Source organism: Promicromonospora umidemergens, from assembly GCF_024171995.1.
In the GTDB taxonomy this organism is placed as follows: domain Bacteria; phylum Actinomycetota; class Actinomycetes; order Actinomycetales; family Cellulomonadaceae; genus Promicromonospora; species Promicromonospora umidemergens.
In genome coordinates, this window is sequence record NZ_JAMTCT010000025.1 from 64,267 (window position 1) to 79,850 (window position 15,584).

At 67.9% G+C, this 15,584-nt stretch carries 15 protein-coding genes; 10 read left to right on the forward strand and 5 right to left on the reverse strand.

Annotated elements, in window-relative coordinates:
- Positions 1 to 148: 148 nt before the first annotated feature.
- Complete coding sequence (locus tag APR04_RS26170; RefSeq protein WP_253876487.1) at positions 149 to 1,639, reverse strand: DNA recombination protein RmuC; 1,491 nt, start codon at positions 1,637 to 1,639, stop codon at positions 149 to 151.
- A gap of 174 nt (positions 1,640 to 1,813) precedes the next feature.
- On the opposite strand from APR04_RS26170, the gene APR04_RS26175 reads away from it, so the two are divergent.
- The 7 genes from APR04_RS26175 to APR04_RS26205 all read left to right on the forward strand — a co-directional run bounded on the left by APR04_RS26175 (position 1,814) and on the right by APR04_RS26205 (position 9,083).
- Complete coding sequence (locus APR04_RS26175) at positions 1,814 to 2,644, forward strand: ABC transporter ATP-binding protein (protein WP_253876489.1); 831 nt, start codon at positions 1,814 to 1,816, stop codon at positions 2,642 to 2,644.
- Positions 2,626 to 4,254, forward strand: coding sequence for a hypothetical protein (locus tag APR04_RS26180; RefSeq protein ID WP_253876491.1), 1,629 nt, complete (start codon positions 2,626 to 2,628; stop codon positions 4,252 to 4,254). Before APR04_RS26175 ends, APR04_RS26180 begins: the two co-directional genes overlap by 19 nt.
- Before the next feature lie 70 nt (positions 4,255 to 4,324).
- Positions 4,325 to 5,116, forward strand: coding sequence for a DinB family protein (locus tag APR04_RS26185; protein ID WP_253876493.1), 792 nt, complete (start codon positions 4,325 to 4,327; stop codon positions 5,114 to 5,116).
- Between the two features lie 63 nt (positions 5,117 to 5,179).
- Entirely contained in the window at positions 5,180 to 5,965 is a 786-nt protein-coding gene (locus APR04_RS26190) for a DinB family protein (protein WP_253876495.1), read from the forward strand.
- A gap of 92 nt (positions 5,966 to 6,057) precedes the next feature.
- A complete protein-coding gene (gene ychF, locus APR04_RS26195) occupies positions 6,058 to 7,143 on the forward strand; it encodes a redox-regulated ATPase YchF (RefSeq protein WP_253876504.1) in 1,086 nt (361 codons plus the stop codon).
- 312 nt (positions 7,144 to 7,455) lie between these two features.
- Positions 7,456 to 8,733 carry a site-specific integrase gene (locus APR04_RS26200; protein ID WP_253876507.1) on the forward strand — a complete coding sequence of 426 codons (1,278 nt, stop codon included), beginning with the start codon at positions 7,456 to 7,458 and terminating at the stop codon, positions 8,731 to 8,733.
- Positions 8,734 to 8,831: 98 nt separating this feature from the next.
- Entirely contained in the window at positions 8,832 to 9,083 is a 252-nt protein-coding gene (locus tag APR04_RS26205) for a helix-turn-helix domain-containing protein (protein ID WP_253876509.1), read from the forward strand.
- A gap of 966 nt (positions 9,084 to 10,049) precedes the next feature.
- Here the strand turns inward: APR04_RS26205 and APR04_RS26210 are convergent.
- Positions 10,050 to 11,300 (reverse strand): HAD family hydrolase, encoded by a 1,251-nt coding sequence (locus APR04_RS26210; RefSeq protein WP_253876511.1) that lies wholly within the window; start codon positions 11,298 to 11,300, stop codon positions 10,050 to 10,052.
- Positions 11,297 to 11,584, reverse strand: coding sequence for a hypothetical protein (locus APR04_RS26215; RefSeq protein ID WP_253876520.1), 288 nt, complete (start codon positions 11,582 to 11,584; stop codon positions 11,297 to 11,299). The genes APR04_RS26210 and APR04_RS26215 overlap by 4 nt, the downstream gene beginning before the upstream one ends.
- 186 nt (positions 11,585 to 11,770) lie before the next feature.
- On the opposite strand from APR04_RS26215, the gene APR04_RS26220 reads away from it, so the two are divergent.
- Positions 11,771 to 13,030 (forward strand): helix-turn-helix domain-containing protein, encoded by a 1,260-nt coding sequence (locus APR04_RS26220; protein ID WP_253876522.1) that lies wholly within the window; start codon positions 11,771 to 11,773, stop codon positions 13,028 to 13,030.
- Positions 13,030 to 13,584, forward strand: coding sequence for a GNAT family N-acetyltransferase (locus APR04_RS26225; RefSeq protein WP_253876524.1), 555 nt, complete (start codon positions 13,030 to 13,032; stop codon positions 13,582 to 13,584). Before APR04_RS26220 ends, APR04_RS26225 begins: the two co-directional genes overlap by 1 nt.
- A 554-nt stretch (positions 13,585 to 14,138) precedes the next feature.
- Here APR04_RS26225 and APR04_RS26230 read toward each other — a convergent pair.
- Positions 14,139 to 14,438, reverse strand: coding sequence for a hypothetical protein (locus APR04_RS26230; protein WP_253876526.1), 300 nt, complete (start codon positions 14,436 to 14,438; stop codon positions 14,139 to 14,141).
- A 147-nt stretch (positions 14,439 to 14,585) separates the two neighbouring features.
- Between APR04_RS26230 and mobF the strand changes: the two genes are divergently transcribed.
- The gene (gene mobF / locus APR04_RS26235) at positions 14,586 to 15,254 is read left to right on the forward strand and encodes a MobF family relaxase (RefSeq protein ID WP_253876528.1); all 669 of its coding nucleotides are present in this window, start codon (positions 14,586 to 14,588) and stop codon (positions 15,252 to 15,254) included.
- Positions 15,255 to 15,283: 29 nt separating this feature from the next.
- Here mobF and APR04_RS26240 read toward each other — a convergent pair.
- The coding region (locus tag APR04_RS26240) for an integrase core domain-containing protein (RefSeq protein ID WP_253876530.1) at positions 15,284 to 15,584 on the reverse strand (301 nt) is incomplete at its 5' end.

Below are 15,584 nucleotides of genomic sequence, written 5' to 3' on the forward strand. Positions count from 1 at the left end.
GTGACCGCTGGACCGTGTGGCCGCTGGACCGTGTGGCCGCTGGACCGTGTGATCGGTAAAACGTCAGGTGATCGGCAACCCGAGTTGCCGATCACCTGACGTTTTGCCGATCATCCGTGCCCGGTGCGGCCGGACCGAGCCCCGGGGCTCAGCCCGCCGCCGCGTCGTTCTCCGCGCCGCCCTCGGTGCGCTCGACCGCCTCCAGTGCGCGCTTGTCGCTCACCGCGAGCTCGGTGACCTCCAGCTGCTGCACCAGCACGCCGTCGTTGTCCTGTGCGCGGTCGATCGCGACGACGCCGCCCTCCTCCGCCGCCAGCAGCTCGGGCTTGGTGATGGGGCGCGGCACCTCTTCGATGCCCCTGATCTCGTCGATCGTGTCCCGCGCGTCGACCACGTCGAGCTCGACCATCCGCCGGGCCGACGTGAGCACGTTGCGCTCCAGCGAGCCGATCATCTGGTTGTAGCTCTTCGTCGCGGACTCCAGCGCGCGTCCTGTCTTGGTGACGTGCCCGGTCATGGTGACCAGGCGTGCGTAGAGCTCCTTGCCGACCGTGAGGACCTTCTGCGCGTTCTCCGCCAGCGCCTCCTGCCGCCAGGCGTACGCGACAGTGCGCAGCAGGGCGAGCATCGTGGTGGGCGTCGCGATGATGACGTTCTTCTGCGCCGCGTACTCCAGCAGCTCCGGTGCGCGCTCCAGCGCCGCCGACAGGAACGCCTCCGCCGGTACGAACATCACGACGAACTCCGGTGCGGGCTCGAACTGGTTCCAGTACTTCTTTCCGGCCAGGTCGTCCACGTGCTTGCGCATGTGCCGCACGTGCGCGTCGAGGCGCTGCTCGCGGTACGCGGCGTCGTCGGACTGCTGCGCCTCCAGAAAGCCGAGGAACGCGACCTTGGAGTCCACGACCACACGCTTGCCGCCGGCGAGGTTGACGACCATGTCCGGGCGGAGCGTGCCGTCGTCGGTGGTGACCTGGGCCTGCTCGGTGAAGTCGACGCGGTTGATCATGCCCGCCGACTCCACGACCTTGCGCAGCTGCAGCTCGCCCCACGCCCCGCGCGTCTGCGACGAGCGCAGCGCCGTGACCAGGTCCGCCGTGCCGTTGCGCAGGTCGGCCGACACCTCGGCGACGTTGCGCATCTGCTCCACGAGCGCCCCCTGGCCCTCGATCCGGGCCTTCTCCGCCTGGAGCACCTCGCTGCGCACCAGCTCCACAGCCTTGGTCAGCGGGTCCACCAGCGACTTCACGGCCTCCTCGCGCTTGGCGAGCGCCTGCTCCCCGTCCGACGCCGACCGCTTGAGCCGCTCCTCGGCGAGCTCGAGGAAACGCTTGCTGTTGGCGTCGAGCGCGTCGCCCGCCAGGGCCTGGAACTGGCGGCGCACGACCTCCTGCTCGGTACGTGCGGCGGCGATCTGCTCGGTAGCGCGTTCCCGCGCCGCGACGATCTGCTCGTCCGCCCGTGCCTGTGCGGCGTCGATCTGCTGTGCGACCGACTCGGCCTGGGTGCGCAGGCGTACGGTCTCCAGGTCCGCCTCACGGAGCGCGGGCGCAACGCGCTGTGCGTGGCCGAGCCACCCGAGCAGCACGCCGACGACGAGAGCGCCGAGGGCCAGCAGAATCGTTGCGACGATGTCCATGTGCGACAGGCTGCCATGCGCCACTGACACTCAGGTACGACGACACCCCGCGCGTTCGAGATCGCCTGGTATGCCCCAGGACGAGGATCTCCGTCCGTGGGAGGACGCACTATCACCCGCACTCATCCACGCGGAGGATCCGTCGTGTCGGACGGCACGGCTACGTTTGGTGTCATGACGACCCCAGTCGACCCGAGCCCTCCGGGCAGCCCCGGGACTCAAGGTACCCAGGAGCAGCCCCCGCACGACCCGTCGGCCGCGCTCAGCGTGCGCGGTCTCTGGAAGCGGTTCGGGCAGAAGATCGCTGTGTCCGGCGTCAACCTCGATGTTCCCGCCGGCTCGTTCTACGGCCTGGTCGGACCGAACGGGGCGGGCAAGACCACGATGCTCTCGATGGCGACGGGGCTGCTGCGGCCGGACTTCGGTACGTCCTGGGTGCACGGCGTGGACCTGTGGGCACGGCCGGACGAGGCCAAGGCCACGCTGGGCGTGCTGCCAGACGGCGTGCGGCTGTTCGACCGCCTGACCGGACGCCAGCTCCTCACCTACGCGGGCATGCTGCGCGGGATGGACCGGGCCACCGTGGTGGACCGCACGAACGACCTCTTGCAGGCCTTCGACCTGGTCGCGGACGCGGAGACGTTCGTAGTGGACTACTCGGCGGGCATGACGAAGAAGATCGCGCTGGGCAGCGCCATGATCCACGCACCTCGCACCCTTGTGCTCGACGAGCCGTTCGAGGCGGTCGACCCCGTGAGCGCCGCGAACATCCGCGACATCCTCAAGAGCTACGTGGCGGGCGGCGGGACCGTGATCGTCTCCAGCCATGTCATGGACCTGGTGCAGCGCATGTGCGACCACGTCGCGGTGATGGCGGCGGGCCAGGTGCTCGCGGCGGGCACGGTCGACGAGGTGCGCGGCGAGCAGAGCCTGGAAGACCGGTTCGTGGACCTCGTCGGCGGTCGCCAGCACTCGGAAGGGCTCTCATGGTTGCGCGGTTCCTGACCCTCAAGCTGACGCTGATGGGGAACACGTTCCGCCGGAGCGTCTGGCAGACCATCGGCATGATCGTGGCGGTCCTGTACGCCCTCGGCACCGTGGGCATGCTGGTGGCCGCCATGGTCTTCGTGGGCGTCGCGGGCGACCCGGCCTGGGCAGCGGTGGCGATCACCCTCGGTGGTGTCCTGACCGTCGTGGGCTGGTGGCTGATCCCGATCTTCGCCTTTGGCGTGGACGCAACCCTCGACCCGCACCGGTTCTCGACGTTCGCGATCCCCCGGCGCACCCTTCTCGCGGGGCTCGCGGTGGCCGGCCTGGTCTCGGTGCCAGGCATCGCCACGGTGCTTCTCGCGCTCGGTGTCTCCTTCGCGTGGGTGCTGGAGCCGGGGGTGCTTCTCGTGTCGCTCGCCGGTGCCGTGCTCGGGATCGCCACGTGCGTCCTCGGTTCCCGGGCGCTCACCACGCTGCTCGCTCCCGTGCTGGAGTCCCGGCGGTACCGCGAGGTGGTGACGATCGTCGCGCTGGTGCTCGTCGTGATGATCGGTCCGTTCGTCGGCTGGCTCGCGAACGGCGTCCAGATATCGGTGGGGCCAGAGGCGACGGACGGCGGAGGCGCCGCCAGCACGGGCACGCAGCTCTTGCCGCTGTTCGAGCAGGTGGCGAGTGTTGCCGGCTGGACGCCGTTCGGTGCCGCCTGGTCGCTCGGGGGCGCCGCGCACGCCGGTGACTGGGCAGGTCTGGCGGGGCGTCTAGCCGTTGCCCTCGCCACGATCGGGCTGGCTTGGCTGGTCTGGGACCGCGCGCTGGCCCGATCGCTGGAGCGCCCGCCGGTCGGCGACGGCAGCGGCGGCAAGGCCAAGGGGCTCGGGCCGTTCGGCCGCGTGCCGTTCTCCCCGACCTGGGCCGTCGCCGCGCGCACCGCCACCTACTGGTTGCGCGACCCGCGATACTCCGGCTCGATAGCCATCATCCCGCTGCTGCCGGTGATCATGTACTTCGCAGGCCAGAGCACCGGCAGCTTCTTCATGCTCCTGGCGACCGGGCCGTTCGTGGGCTGGATCCTCGGCTTCAGCATCTCGAACGACATCGGTTACGACAACACGGCGTTCGCCCTGCACGTCTCGTCGGGCGTCGACGGCCGCGCCGACCGGTGGGGCCGGGCGATCCCCATGCTGGCGATGGGCCCATTGGTCAGCGCCGCCACGGTGGTCGCTTCGGTCTGGGTGGCCGACTCGTGGCATCTGACGATGCCACTGCTCGGCCTGGCGATCGGCGCCCTGCTGGTCAGCACCGGTGTCTCCTGCGCGGTCTCGGCGCGGCTCGTCTACCCGGTCGCCAAACCGGGGGAGAGCCCGCTGAAGTCGCCGCAGGGCGCTGCGATGGCGACGTTCGTGTCGCAGGGCATCGGGTTCGCCATCACCCTGGGGCTGTCGCTGCCGGTCTTCGCCGTCGGTATCACCGCGATCGCCCTGGGCAGTGTGCTGTGGGGCGCTCTCACCGTCGTGGTCGGGGCCCTGTACGGCGGGCTGATCCTGGTCCTGGCCGTTCGGTTCGGCGCTCGCGTGTACGACAAGCGGCTGCCGGAGTTGCTGCAGCAGGTGCAGTCGTTTCCCTGATGCTCAGGGCAAGGGCGGCGCGTCGGGAGCGCTGCCGTGCGTGTCAGTAGCGCGGCGTAGCGTCGGTCGCATGAGTCATTCCGACGAGGGCGGCGCGCAGGGCTGCATCGACAGGATCGACGGTGCGGACCTGCGCGGCGGCGACATCCGCCATGCCGATATGAGCGGTGCCTCGTTTCGCGAGGTCGCCCTCAACGGCGTGCGGATGCGCGGCGTGGCGCTGGCCGGCGCCGACATCGACGGCTTCATCTACGGGCTGCGCGTCAACGGCGTCGAGGTAGAACCCCTGATCGAAGCGGAGCTGAACAAGCGCTACCCCGAACGCGCACTGCTCCAAGATCGCTCGATCTCCGGGCTGCGCACGGCCCTCGACGCGTTCGACAGCATGTGGGAGGCCACGTACGAGCGCGTCGCGTCGATGCCTCAGGGCACGGTGGAGGTCTCGGTCGACGACGAGTGGTCCTTCGCCCAGACCCTTCGGCACCTCGTGTTCTGCACCGACGGGTGGCTGCGGTGGGGTGCGCAGGGCAGACGCGTGGACGTGTTCTGGCCGGCTGGGATGCCGCACACCGGGTTCGCCGCCGACGCACCGGGTGTCGGGGTCGACCAAGAGGCGGCGCCGTCGTACGAGGAGGTGCTCGAGGTCCGGCGGGGCAGGGTGCAAGAAGTGCGTGATTTCCTCGACGCGATCACGCCCGAGCAGGCGAGCAGTCCTGCCGAACCGCCGCCCTGGATGGACCAGTCCGAGCCCTTCGTGGTGGCGCAGTGCGTGGGGGTTGTGCTCACCGAGGAGTGGCACCACCACTCGTACGCCACCCGGGACCTGGACCTGATCGACACACGCAGTGGCTCGTCCACGTAGGAGGGTGCAGCCGTCCCGTGACTGGTCAACGGCTATGTCAGAGGCGCCTCCTAGCCTGGGGACATGACGCGATTCACAGCCGACGACGACCTGCAGCATGCTGAGTTCGTCGCGGCGGACCTGACCGGTGCCCGGTTTCACTTCGCCGACCTGGAAGGTGCGGCGTTCGAGCAGTCGTACCTGCCGGGTGCCGTGATGCGGGGCGTCGACCTGACCGGCGCGGACATCGACGGAGTGATCGGTGGGCTCAAGGTCAACGGGATCGAGGTGCTGCCGCTGATCGAGGCCGAGCTGAACCGCCGGTATCCGGGGCGGGCGCTGGCCAGGTCCGAGGTTCTGGCGGAGCAGCGCGGGTCGTTCGAGGCGGCCCAGCGGGCCTGGTCCGCTCTGTTCGACAGGGCAGCAGCCATGCCTGCCGGAACCGTGGACCAGCAGGTCGACGGTGAATGGTCGCTCGCCCAGACGATGCGGCACCTGGTGTTCGCGGTCGACGGCTGGGTGCGCCACGGGATCCAGGGTCTCGACGGCGCGTTCAGCCCGATCGGCCTCCCGTTCTCCGAGTACGACGACGAGGTGGGAGCCCTCGGCGTCGACATGGCGGCCGCGCCGTCGTACCAGGAGGTGCACGCGGCCTACGCCGACCGCATCGCCCAGGTGCGTGCGCACTACGACTCCCTCACGCAGGCGGGGTTCGAGGCGCTGGCACGTCGGCTGCCGCCGTGGGAACCGGCGTCGCGCAGTCTTCCCGTGTGGCGCTGCCTCGGCGTGATCGTCAACGAGGCCTGGGAGCATCACCGGTTCGCCGAACGGGATCTCGGCGTGCTGGAGCGTCGCGGCGGAGCGCGATAGGCCCGCGTCAGCAGACCGCGCGAGAGTCCCTACCGGGGCCGCGCACGACCCGGCTGACGGCGATTGGCGCTCGGCACGTAGAATTTCGCGACGTGGCTCTTACTATCGGCATCGTCGGCCTGCCCAACGTCGGCAAGTCCACCCTCTTCAACGCTCTGACCCGCAACCAGGTGCTCGCCGCGAACTACCCGTTCGCGACGATCGAGCCCAACGTGGGCGTGGTCTCGCTGCCCGACGATCGGCTGAACAAGCTCGCCGAGATCTTCGGGAGCCAGAAGATCCTGCCGGCCACGGTGTCGTTCGTGGACATCGCGGGCATCGTCAAGGGCGCGTCCGAGGGTGAGGGCCTCGGTAACAAGTTCCTCGCCAACATTCGTGAGGCCGACGCGATCTGCCAGGTCACCCGCGCGTTCGACGACCCGGACGTGGTCCGCGTGGACGGCTCCATGGACGCGCCCGGTGACATCGAGACGATCTCCACCGAGCTGATCCTCGCCGACCTCCAGACCCTCGAGAAGGCCCTGCCGAGGATGGAGAAGGAGGTCAAGATCAAGCGCGGCGACCCCGTCCTGTACGCGGCCGCCAAGCTGGCGCAGGAGATCTTGGACAAGGGCGTCACGCTCTACCAGGGTGCCGCCGGTGCCGGTCTCGACCTGGCCGAGATCGCGAGCCTCCAGCTGATGACGGCCAAGCCGTTCATCTACGTCTTCAACACCGACGACGCCGGTCTGGCGGACACCGCGTCCCAGGAGGCCCTGCGCAAGGTCGTCGCGCCGGCCCACGCGATCTTCCTGGACGCCAAGTTCGAGTCCGAGCTCGTGGAGCTCGAGCCCGACGAGGCCGCAGAGATGCTGGCGGAGTCCGGCCAGCCGGAGTCCGGTCTGGACCAGCTCGCGAAGGTCGGCTTCGAGACGCTCGGCCTGCAGACCTACCTCACGGCTGGTCCGAAGGAAGCGCGCGCCTGGACCATCCGCAAGGGCTGGACCGCCCCCCAGGCCGCCGGCGTGATCCACACCGACTTCGAACGTGGCTTCATCAAGGCTGAGGTCACCTCGTTCGAGGACCTGGTCGAGGCCGGTTCGTCCGCCGCGGTGAAGGCCGCGGGCAAGGCCCGCATCGAGGGCAAGGACTACGTCATGCAGGACGGCGACGTGGTCGAATTCAGATTCAACGTCTAAGTTGCCTGATCAGAGCCGATCTTGGACTGCACAGTTCACCGTGGTCGAGTTCCGCTTCAACGTGTGAGCATCACCCGGGTTTCGGCTTGGTCCTCTGACCAGGCCGGATGCCGGTTGACCTGCGGTAACGCTTCTGAGCCCTCGGGACAGTGGTGGACCGGAATGGCCTCCAGAGGCCACCCATTCCCCCATGGTTCCCCCACGGGATCCGGGGTGTTTCCGCAGGTGAGTGCTCGCGTCTGAGGGTGTGCCAGGTGTGCCGTTCCCCCACAGGGAGCAGGCGGGACACCTGACGGGTGGAGAGGACCACCCATGGCAACCACACCCGGCAAGCGAGTCTTTGGAGAGCTGGAGAAGCGCAAGAGCGCCACGACCGGCAAGGTGACCGGCTGGCGAGCGCGCTACACCGGCCCGGACCTGGAGCGGCACCCCAAGACGTTCGGCGACAAGATGGCCGCCGAGTCGTGGCTCAACGCCGAGCGCATCCTGATCGACCGAGGCGAGTGGAGGCCGCCGAAGGTGCGCGAGCTGGAGGCGCGCCTCGCCGAGCAGCGGGCCGTGACGCTGCGCGAGTGGGCGTACCGGTCGATCGAGGGCAAGACCTTGCGACCGGGCACCATCTACCGCTACAAGACAGCGCTGGAGAAGCGGATCCTGCCCGTGCTGGGTGACATCCCCTTGAAGGACCTCACCCGCCTGGACGTGACCAACTGGTACACGAAGCTGCGCGTAGTGCTGGCCGAGGAAGCGCGCGGCAGGAAGTGGCACGGCAAGGAGAAGTCCGACGGTCGCGGCGCCGCCTTCTCTACCTATCAGGTGCTCTCGTCGATCCTGAACGACGCCGTGGACCACGAGTTGCTGAACGCCTCGCCGGCCAAGGTCAAGGGTGCGCTTCGGTACAAGGCCGTGCACGAACCGATCGTTGTCACGACCGATCAGATGTGGCAGATGACGGAACTGATGCCGGACTACCTCCGGGCCATCGTGCCTCTGGCCGTGACCACGGGCCTACGCAACGGGGAACTGCGCGCGCTCAAGCGCAGGCACCTGGACCTTGACGATCCATCGCGTGCGACGGTCACCGTGCGCGGCACAGCGGCCGGTCATCGGGAGCGAGGCAAGTTCAAGGAAATCGGTGAGCCGAAGACCGATGCGTCCTACCGAGAGATCGCGATCCCATCCTTCGTGGTCCCCATCCTCCGAGAGCATCTGGAGAAGTTCTCCGAGTCAGGAGCGGACGGGATCGTATTCCGGGCGGCGCGTGGGGGAGTAATGCACCGCCAGGTCATCCAGCGCAAGTGGACCGTCGTCCGAAAGGCCGTCGGGCTGGACGAACTGCACTTCCACGACCTGCGGCACACTGCGCTGACGTGGGCCGCCCGCTCCGGCGCGACACTGGCAGAGCTGATGGCGATTGCCGGGCACAGCAACCCGACCGTGGTCCTGCACTACCAGCACCTCGGCGACGAGGAACGACGGCACACGATCGCCGAGAAGCTCGGGGCCGCGTTCAAGGACGATCTGGCCGAACGCCGGGCACTGCGGACCCCGCAAGCCGACACCAAGACCGGGACACAGGTTTCGGGCTGACCGTGTTCGTTCTGAACGCACCGGCCCAGAGCCGTCGCGCGCGGACCAAGGCGCACACCTGTGAGGCCAGAAGGTCCACCGCACACCGGAGGTTCGATATGGCAACGCATCGTCCAGCGCGAGAAAGCAGCACGGGCGCGGCTCCGCAGACGCCGCGGCAGGCCGGTACGAGCGCAACACGTCTCGTCTCGCTCCGTGACGCCGCTGAAGTGTTCGGCGTGTCCGTCAAGACGATCCGTCGTCGGATCGCCGACGGAACAGTGACTGGCTACCGGATCGGCACGCTGATACGCGTGGATCTGGACGAGCTTCGAGCGGCATTAGTGGTGAAGATCCGCTCGGCACACTGACGTGTGCGCGATCGGCGTCGGAGCGTTTGCGCAGGTCGTACGGTCCCGCCAAATCGGCGGGACCGTACTTGTCCCGTTTGCCTCTCGGGCCTGTCGAGGGCATGGCGTGGATCGCTTTCCGCAACTCGAATTGGGCGGCGGTCGTCCGGGTGCGGTGGCTGGCGATCGGCGCCTACATCGACACCTGGACTCAGTAATCCGGCGCTGGGGCCCGGAGCATCTGCCCAGGTCATATGGTTCTGCCAATTCGGCAGAACCATTGTTGTCTGGTTTGTTCTCCGTGCCGGAACGGGCCAGTGGCGCGTCGGCGGTTTGGTAGAACCCCAGGTCACACGGTGGTGCCAAATTGGCACCACCGCAGGTGACCGGATTAGCCCTGAGGCCGGCGACGGCGCAGTCCTGACCGCGTGGCATGTCGGAGCGAACCCGCAGGTCGCACGGTGGTGGCAATTTGCCACCGCCGTGCATGTCCGAGTTAGCCCGCATACACCTGCACCTGCCTGTCCCATCCTCGCGATTGTGCACCTCACCTGTACCCGTCGAGGTACCAGTTGACGTCCCCCACGCAGCCTTTCGGGGCAAGATTCCGGGTGGGGGACATGGCGGTGAACAGGGCGAACGCATGTCCCCCAACTCGTGAGAATTGCTCAGAGGCGGAACGTGGAAATCGGAGCGTGTTCGTGCGCGGCCATCGCCCGACGGCGGCTTGGCCAGTCTGCTCGGCCCACAGGCTTCCGCCGGGCGGCCTGCCAGCGCGTACACATCCATGCGGCAATAGTGGCGAACGAGCGCACGCTCTGCGCACACCAAGATGGCCGCACACCCTGGTGTGCGGCCATATCTGCGCAGGTCAGAATGCGCACACCACTTCGTCGTGCATCTCCGCCACGGGCTTCCGCGATAGGCAACGCGCTCACACCCTCGAGAAGCCACGAGGCCCCCGCTCCAAGCGGAGCGAGGGCCTTGTCAGGCGCTGGAGCCGGAGCCTGAGCCTGAGCAGGTACCGGATCCCGGCTTGCCCTTCTGGTGGGTTGCGAGCTTTCCCCCGGCTACTCCGACAACCTGGCAGTCCCTGCTTCGGGACGATGACGACCACAAGTTTGGGTCGAGGGGCAACTCGAACCCTGCCGGACCATCAGCAGCGACACCGCGCCACTTCGCGCGGCGGCGGCCTTCGTCTCCGCGCGGGTAGGGCAGGCCAGCCTCCAGTGCGGCGGCCTCGATGGCGCGCATGGTTGTGCCGACGCCAGATGGGATCGGCGCGTGCTTGATCCAGTGGCCGTTCTGGAGGGTCCATGCCTCGCACCGGGATAGGTCCGGTCCGACGCCGTGCCACACACGCAGGACCACAGGGCCTGGTGCGCTGGCCTCGGCGGTGGCGATCTGTGCGGCCAGTGACGACAACGAACCGTCGACATCCGGGACCAGGGAACGCAGTACCGCCAGGGCCCCGGCTTGGTCGATGGTGCCGGTCGTCTCGTCAGCGGCACTGCGCACGATCGCAGGCGCGTGCCCCATCGCTACCGAGCGGGCGGCCCAGGCCAGCATCGTCAGATCGTTGATGCCGTCTCCGACAGCCACGGTGTTCTTGGCGGGGATGCGCAGGTGTTTGCGCACGTCGTCGAGGGCGGCGGCCTTGTTGACGTCCAGGGCGGTGATGTCGGCCCAGTCGGGACCCATCGAGGCGACCGTGACCCCGGTGGCACCGAGAGTGTCGGTGAATCGGCGGATGCCCGGTGCGGCGAGCACGACCCGGGTCGCTGGCTCGGTCGTCAGGTAGTTCAGTGTTGCTGGCTTCTGCTGTCCGTTCAGCTCTCCCGGGGCGAACGGGTGGTTCGTCCGCCAGCCCCAACCGACCTCCTCCACCGCGACCCGGACACCGGGGATCAGGTCCACGGCGCGGCTGATCAAGGGCCCTGGTTTGAACGTCCGGGCGTCGACGACGTCGTAGCCGGACGGCGCAGCCGGGTCCAGGCGCACGGTGAGAGCGCCGTTGGAGGCCACCGCCCACCCGGTGGTCAGTCCCAACCGGATAGCGATCGGCAGCAGACCGGTGAGGGATCGTCCTGTGGCGGGTACGACTTTGTGTCCGGCGGCGCGGACCAGGTCCAGGGTCTCGACCGTTCCGGGCGGGATCCTGCTCTCGCTGTCCAGGAGGGTCCCGTCGAGATCGAGCGCCACGAGCAACCGTGTGCACGTGACGGTCGCGGCCCTCATCGGATCACCATCTGACGCAGCACCGATCGGACCTGGACTTCCAGGCCGTCGACCACACCTGTCCAGAGGGTGTGCCCGGGCACGAACATCCGATGATCCAACGGAAGGTCGCACCCCAGGGTGCGCGCGATCTGCTCGCCCTCGTTCAGGTCTACGGGCTGCACGCAGATGCGGCCTCGGGTCAACGTGACGATCTCGATGTGTTCCGGTCCCACGGCGCGGATCGCCTCGGCGGCGACGTCCATGGCGAACGTGAGCTGGTCAGCCAAGCGGGTCGTAGTCATGGGCTTGCCCTTGTGTGTAGGGGGTGGTGGAGCGGTGACTCGGCAGCCGGGGAGGGCTGGGATCCAGTGAAATACCCGTAACCGTGAACGTGTGAGGAAAAAGCGCCGGGGTATTCGTCGGCGGCAACCGGAAATTTCCGGGGTGATCGCTTCTTCTCGATGCCGTCGTGTGGCTACCGTGAACGCGTGGGAGGCAACCAGATCCTCAAGACGCGCATGGCGGAATCGGGCTTCACCCAGGCAGAACTGGCTGAAGCCGTGAACGCCGACCTGCGCGCGGCCGGATACGAAGGAACCGTCAGCGACCGGACGGTCCGCAACTGGCTGACCGGAAAAACTCGATGGCCTCACCATCGCCAGCGCGCCGCTCTGGAGGCGCTGTTCAACTGCCCCGTGACGGAGCTGGGCTTCACGACCCAAGGAGACCGCACCCCGACGGCGCCACCGCAGGGTGGGGTGCGCCGCCCGGTCAGCGACACGGACAGAACGATGCGCCCAACGGTCGCTGTCCCGTCCTTTGGGCCTCGACAGCGCGTCGGCCTCGGCGACGTTGAGCGGCTTCTGTCCAAGTTCGCGCTCGTGATCGCCGATGACCATCGGTACGGCGGCAAGCTCACCATCGAGGTTCAGGCCGCCGCACTGGCCGGGGAAGCCCTCGCGCTCCAGGCGCGGGGCACGGCGAGCCAGCGGGTGCGAGCCGCTCTGTACGGCTGTGCCGCGTCCTTCACCTCCAGCGCGATGTGGGCCGCGATCGACGGCCGCCGGTTCGATACTGCGCAACGTCACTTCGATCGAGCGGCCAGCCTCGCGGCCTTCTCCGGGGACTCGAGCATCCAGTTCCGTATCTGGTCCCACGCCGGCAGCCTGTACCGACACATGGCCAGGCCCGTCGACGCGCTGGCCGCCAATGACGTCGCGCGTCGCCTACCCGTCGCGCGCCGTGACCCGCTGTTCGCTTCTCTCGGTCATGCGCGGCACGCGGCCATCCATGGCTTGACGGGCGACGCCGGAGCGGTCCGCCAGGCTGTGGGGCACGCCCAGAACGCTCTGCTGCAGGCCGACCCGGACGAACAGCGGCCGGTATGGATCACCGCGTTCTACGACCAGGCGGAACTGGAAAACCTTGCCGTGGCCGCGCACCTGGCCCTGGGCGACTACGAGGGCGCCGAAGCCCGCGCGCACCGAAGCCTGGCGCTGCTTCGCCCGGAGATGCGACGTACCCGCGCTATCACTACCGCTCGCCTCGCGCGCGCCCAGCTCGGCCAAGGCGATCTGGAACCGGCCGTAACTACTGCCATGTCCATCTCGGCGGACCCCACCGGTCAGCACCCCCGCGTGACCGGCATGCTGCACGACTTCGGCAGCGCCCTGAGCCTTACCGCGAGGTCCAGCCCGCACGCCCGCACCTGGGACCAGTACATCCATGACGGCCGAAGGAACCCATAGTGACCAGTGACGGCATCGAGCTGCGCCACGCCACCGATCTCGACAGCGTCTGGAGCACTTTGATCGAGATCTATGCCGAAGTGCGTGCCGACCAGCTCCACCAGCCTCATTACTCGGTGGAACGGTATGGGGAACGTCTCGCTCGGCACGGCGCCGAACCCGGTTGGGAGACCGTCATCGGGTTCGACGGAGACGAACCAGTGGGATACGCCTACGTCAACACGCTCCAACCCGATGACCGCTGGTGGCGACGGATGGCCACGCCCCTGCCCGAGGGCTGCACCGAGCGGTCGACCGTGGCCCTCAAAGAGATCATGCTCAAGGTGCCGTGGCGGGGGACCGGCACCGCACGGCGCATCCACGACGAACTCCTCGGCAGCCGCACCGAGGAGCAGGTCTCCCTCCTGGTCAACCCGCTGGCTGGAAACGGCAAGGTGAAAGCGCTGTACGAACGGTGGGGCTACTACGAGATCAGCACACAGCAGCCAGCATCCGACGGGCCCGTCCTGACAGCCATGCTCCGAACCACCCGTGAGCCGGCGCCCGGCGACTGAGCAGTGCTCGACGGCGCGGAGCAGATCGTCACCGTGCTCGGTTCTTCGGGTTGTGGTTCGCATGCTCGGCCATTCCTTAGCGAGGTTGGTTTCGAGGCCCGCGCCATCGACTGGGCTGTCGGGGAGAAACCGGCTGCACCCGCCAGCCCGGCCGGAGTCAAGGTAGCCGCCACCAAGTTGAGCCTGCGATGACGGCTGCCCAGACAACGGGAGCCGGGCCCGACCTGTGCCCGGGGCCGAGGGGGTCCCACACACTCGCATCTCTTGGCGCCCAGGCAGCAGACACAGCCTGCTAGCTGTGCGACGGCGCACGCACGCGACGGACACGGCTACGTGACAGACACGGCTAGGCGGCTGACACGGCTGCGTGGCTAGGGCAGGCGAGCAGAGGACAGCGGGTCCCGCGGACCGCCCGACATCGGGTCACGCCTTTGCAGATCGAGGCCAAGCTCGCCCGCGCGCGACTGAGGCGCTTCCCCCAACGCCAGGCGGTCGATCGCTAATCCGTGGGAACGTCCAGCGTCGTGACCTGATCAGAACGTCCAGACGACCGACTACCTGTCGAATTCCCAGTCTTCGAGTCGCGAGTGGACACTGACGTAGTTGATCGCCATTTGGTCCCGTCTCTCGGCGTCGTACTGTGCGAGGCACCTCTCAGCGGTCCGCAGATCGAAGAAGGCACCTAACTGCGCGATCACGTAGTCGTCCTCGCCCAATAGGACGACTTCGTAGATCGTCTCGGGCGAGCGGTACCCCTTCGGTAGCCGCATCCGGTACGAGCGCCACGTCCGGAAGTGCCAAGACCCGAACCGCAACCGAATCCGGCGCAGGCTCTGCACGTCGAGCTCGAACATTCGGCGAGCATAAACCGTCGACCGGCGCAGTATCGGCGTCGCCTGTTCGCCTCGGACCAGGAACCCGCACACCCAGCGGCACAAATCCCTGTGAGCGGTTCGCGGTTTGGTGCCGCCTGCGCACCTCCTGCTGGGAGGGGTGCGGCGATGGCTGTGACGATCGCAGTGATGTCGGCAGGAGACGGGTACTCGTACTTCATGAAGTCGGTCGCTTCTGCAGACGTCGACCGGCCGATGAGTACCCCGTTGACGCGGTACTACACCGAGACCGGGACCCCGCCGGGCCGGTGGGCGGGTGCCGGGGTGGAAAGTTTGGGCTCGGCCGAGCTGGGTCGTCTGCTCGTGGGTGGTTCGGTGACCGAGGAACAGATGGCCCGGTTGGCGGGCAAGGGCTTGGACCCGGTGACGGGCGAACAGCTCGGCCGCGCGTACCCGGTGTACGGGCCGGGCAAGGGCGGCAAGCCTCGGCGGGCGGTGGCGGGGTATGACTTCACGTTCGCGCTGCCGAAGTCCGCCTCGATCCTGTGGGGCGTGTCCGACGCCGGGGTCCAGGAACAGATCGTGGCCGTCCACCGTGCTGCGGTGGTCAAGGTGTTCGAGCTAATGGAACGCGAGCTGGCCGTGACGAGGACCGGCGCGTCTGTCGCCGGGAACGCGGCAAGCGAGTCGGGGGAGGGCGGCGCGGTTGCCCAGGTCAGTGTCACGGGGCTGATTGGGATGTTCTTCGATCACTGGGACTCACGGGCCAACGACCCGCACTTGCACACCCACGTCGTGGTCTCCAACAAGGTCAAGACACTCCTTGAGGGGCCCTAAGAATTTCGGACAGTTGATTCCGATGATTCTTACGCCGCGATATTCGCCGTGTGCCAGGCTTCTTCGACTTCGTTCGGTGTACGGTAACCGAGCGTGGAGTGGAGCCTTCTGGTGTTGTAGCGTAGTTCGATGTAGCGGGTAATGTCAAAACGCGCGTGCTCGCGAGTTGGATACTCGGTGCGGTAAACACGCTCGTTCTTCAAGGTGCCGTTGAACGACTCGGCCCACGCATTGTCGTAGCAGATCCCGGTGCGTCCCACGGACCGGGTGATGCCGAGCTTCTGAGCATGTCTGGCGTATTCGTCAGACGTGTATTGCGTGCCTCGGTCG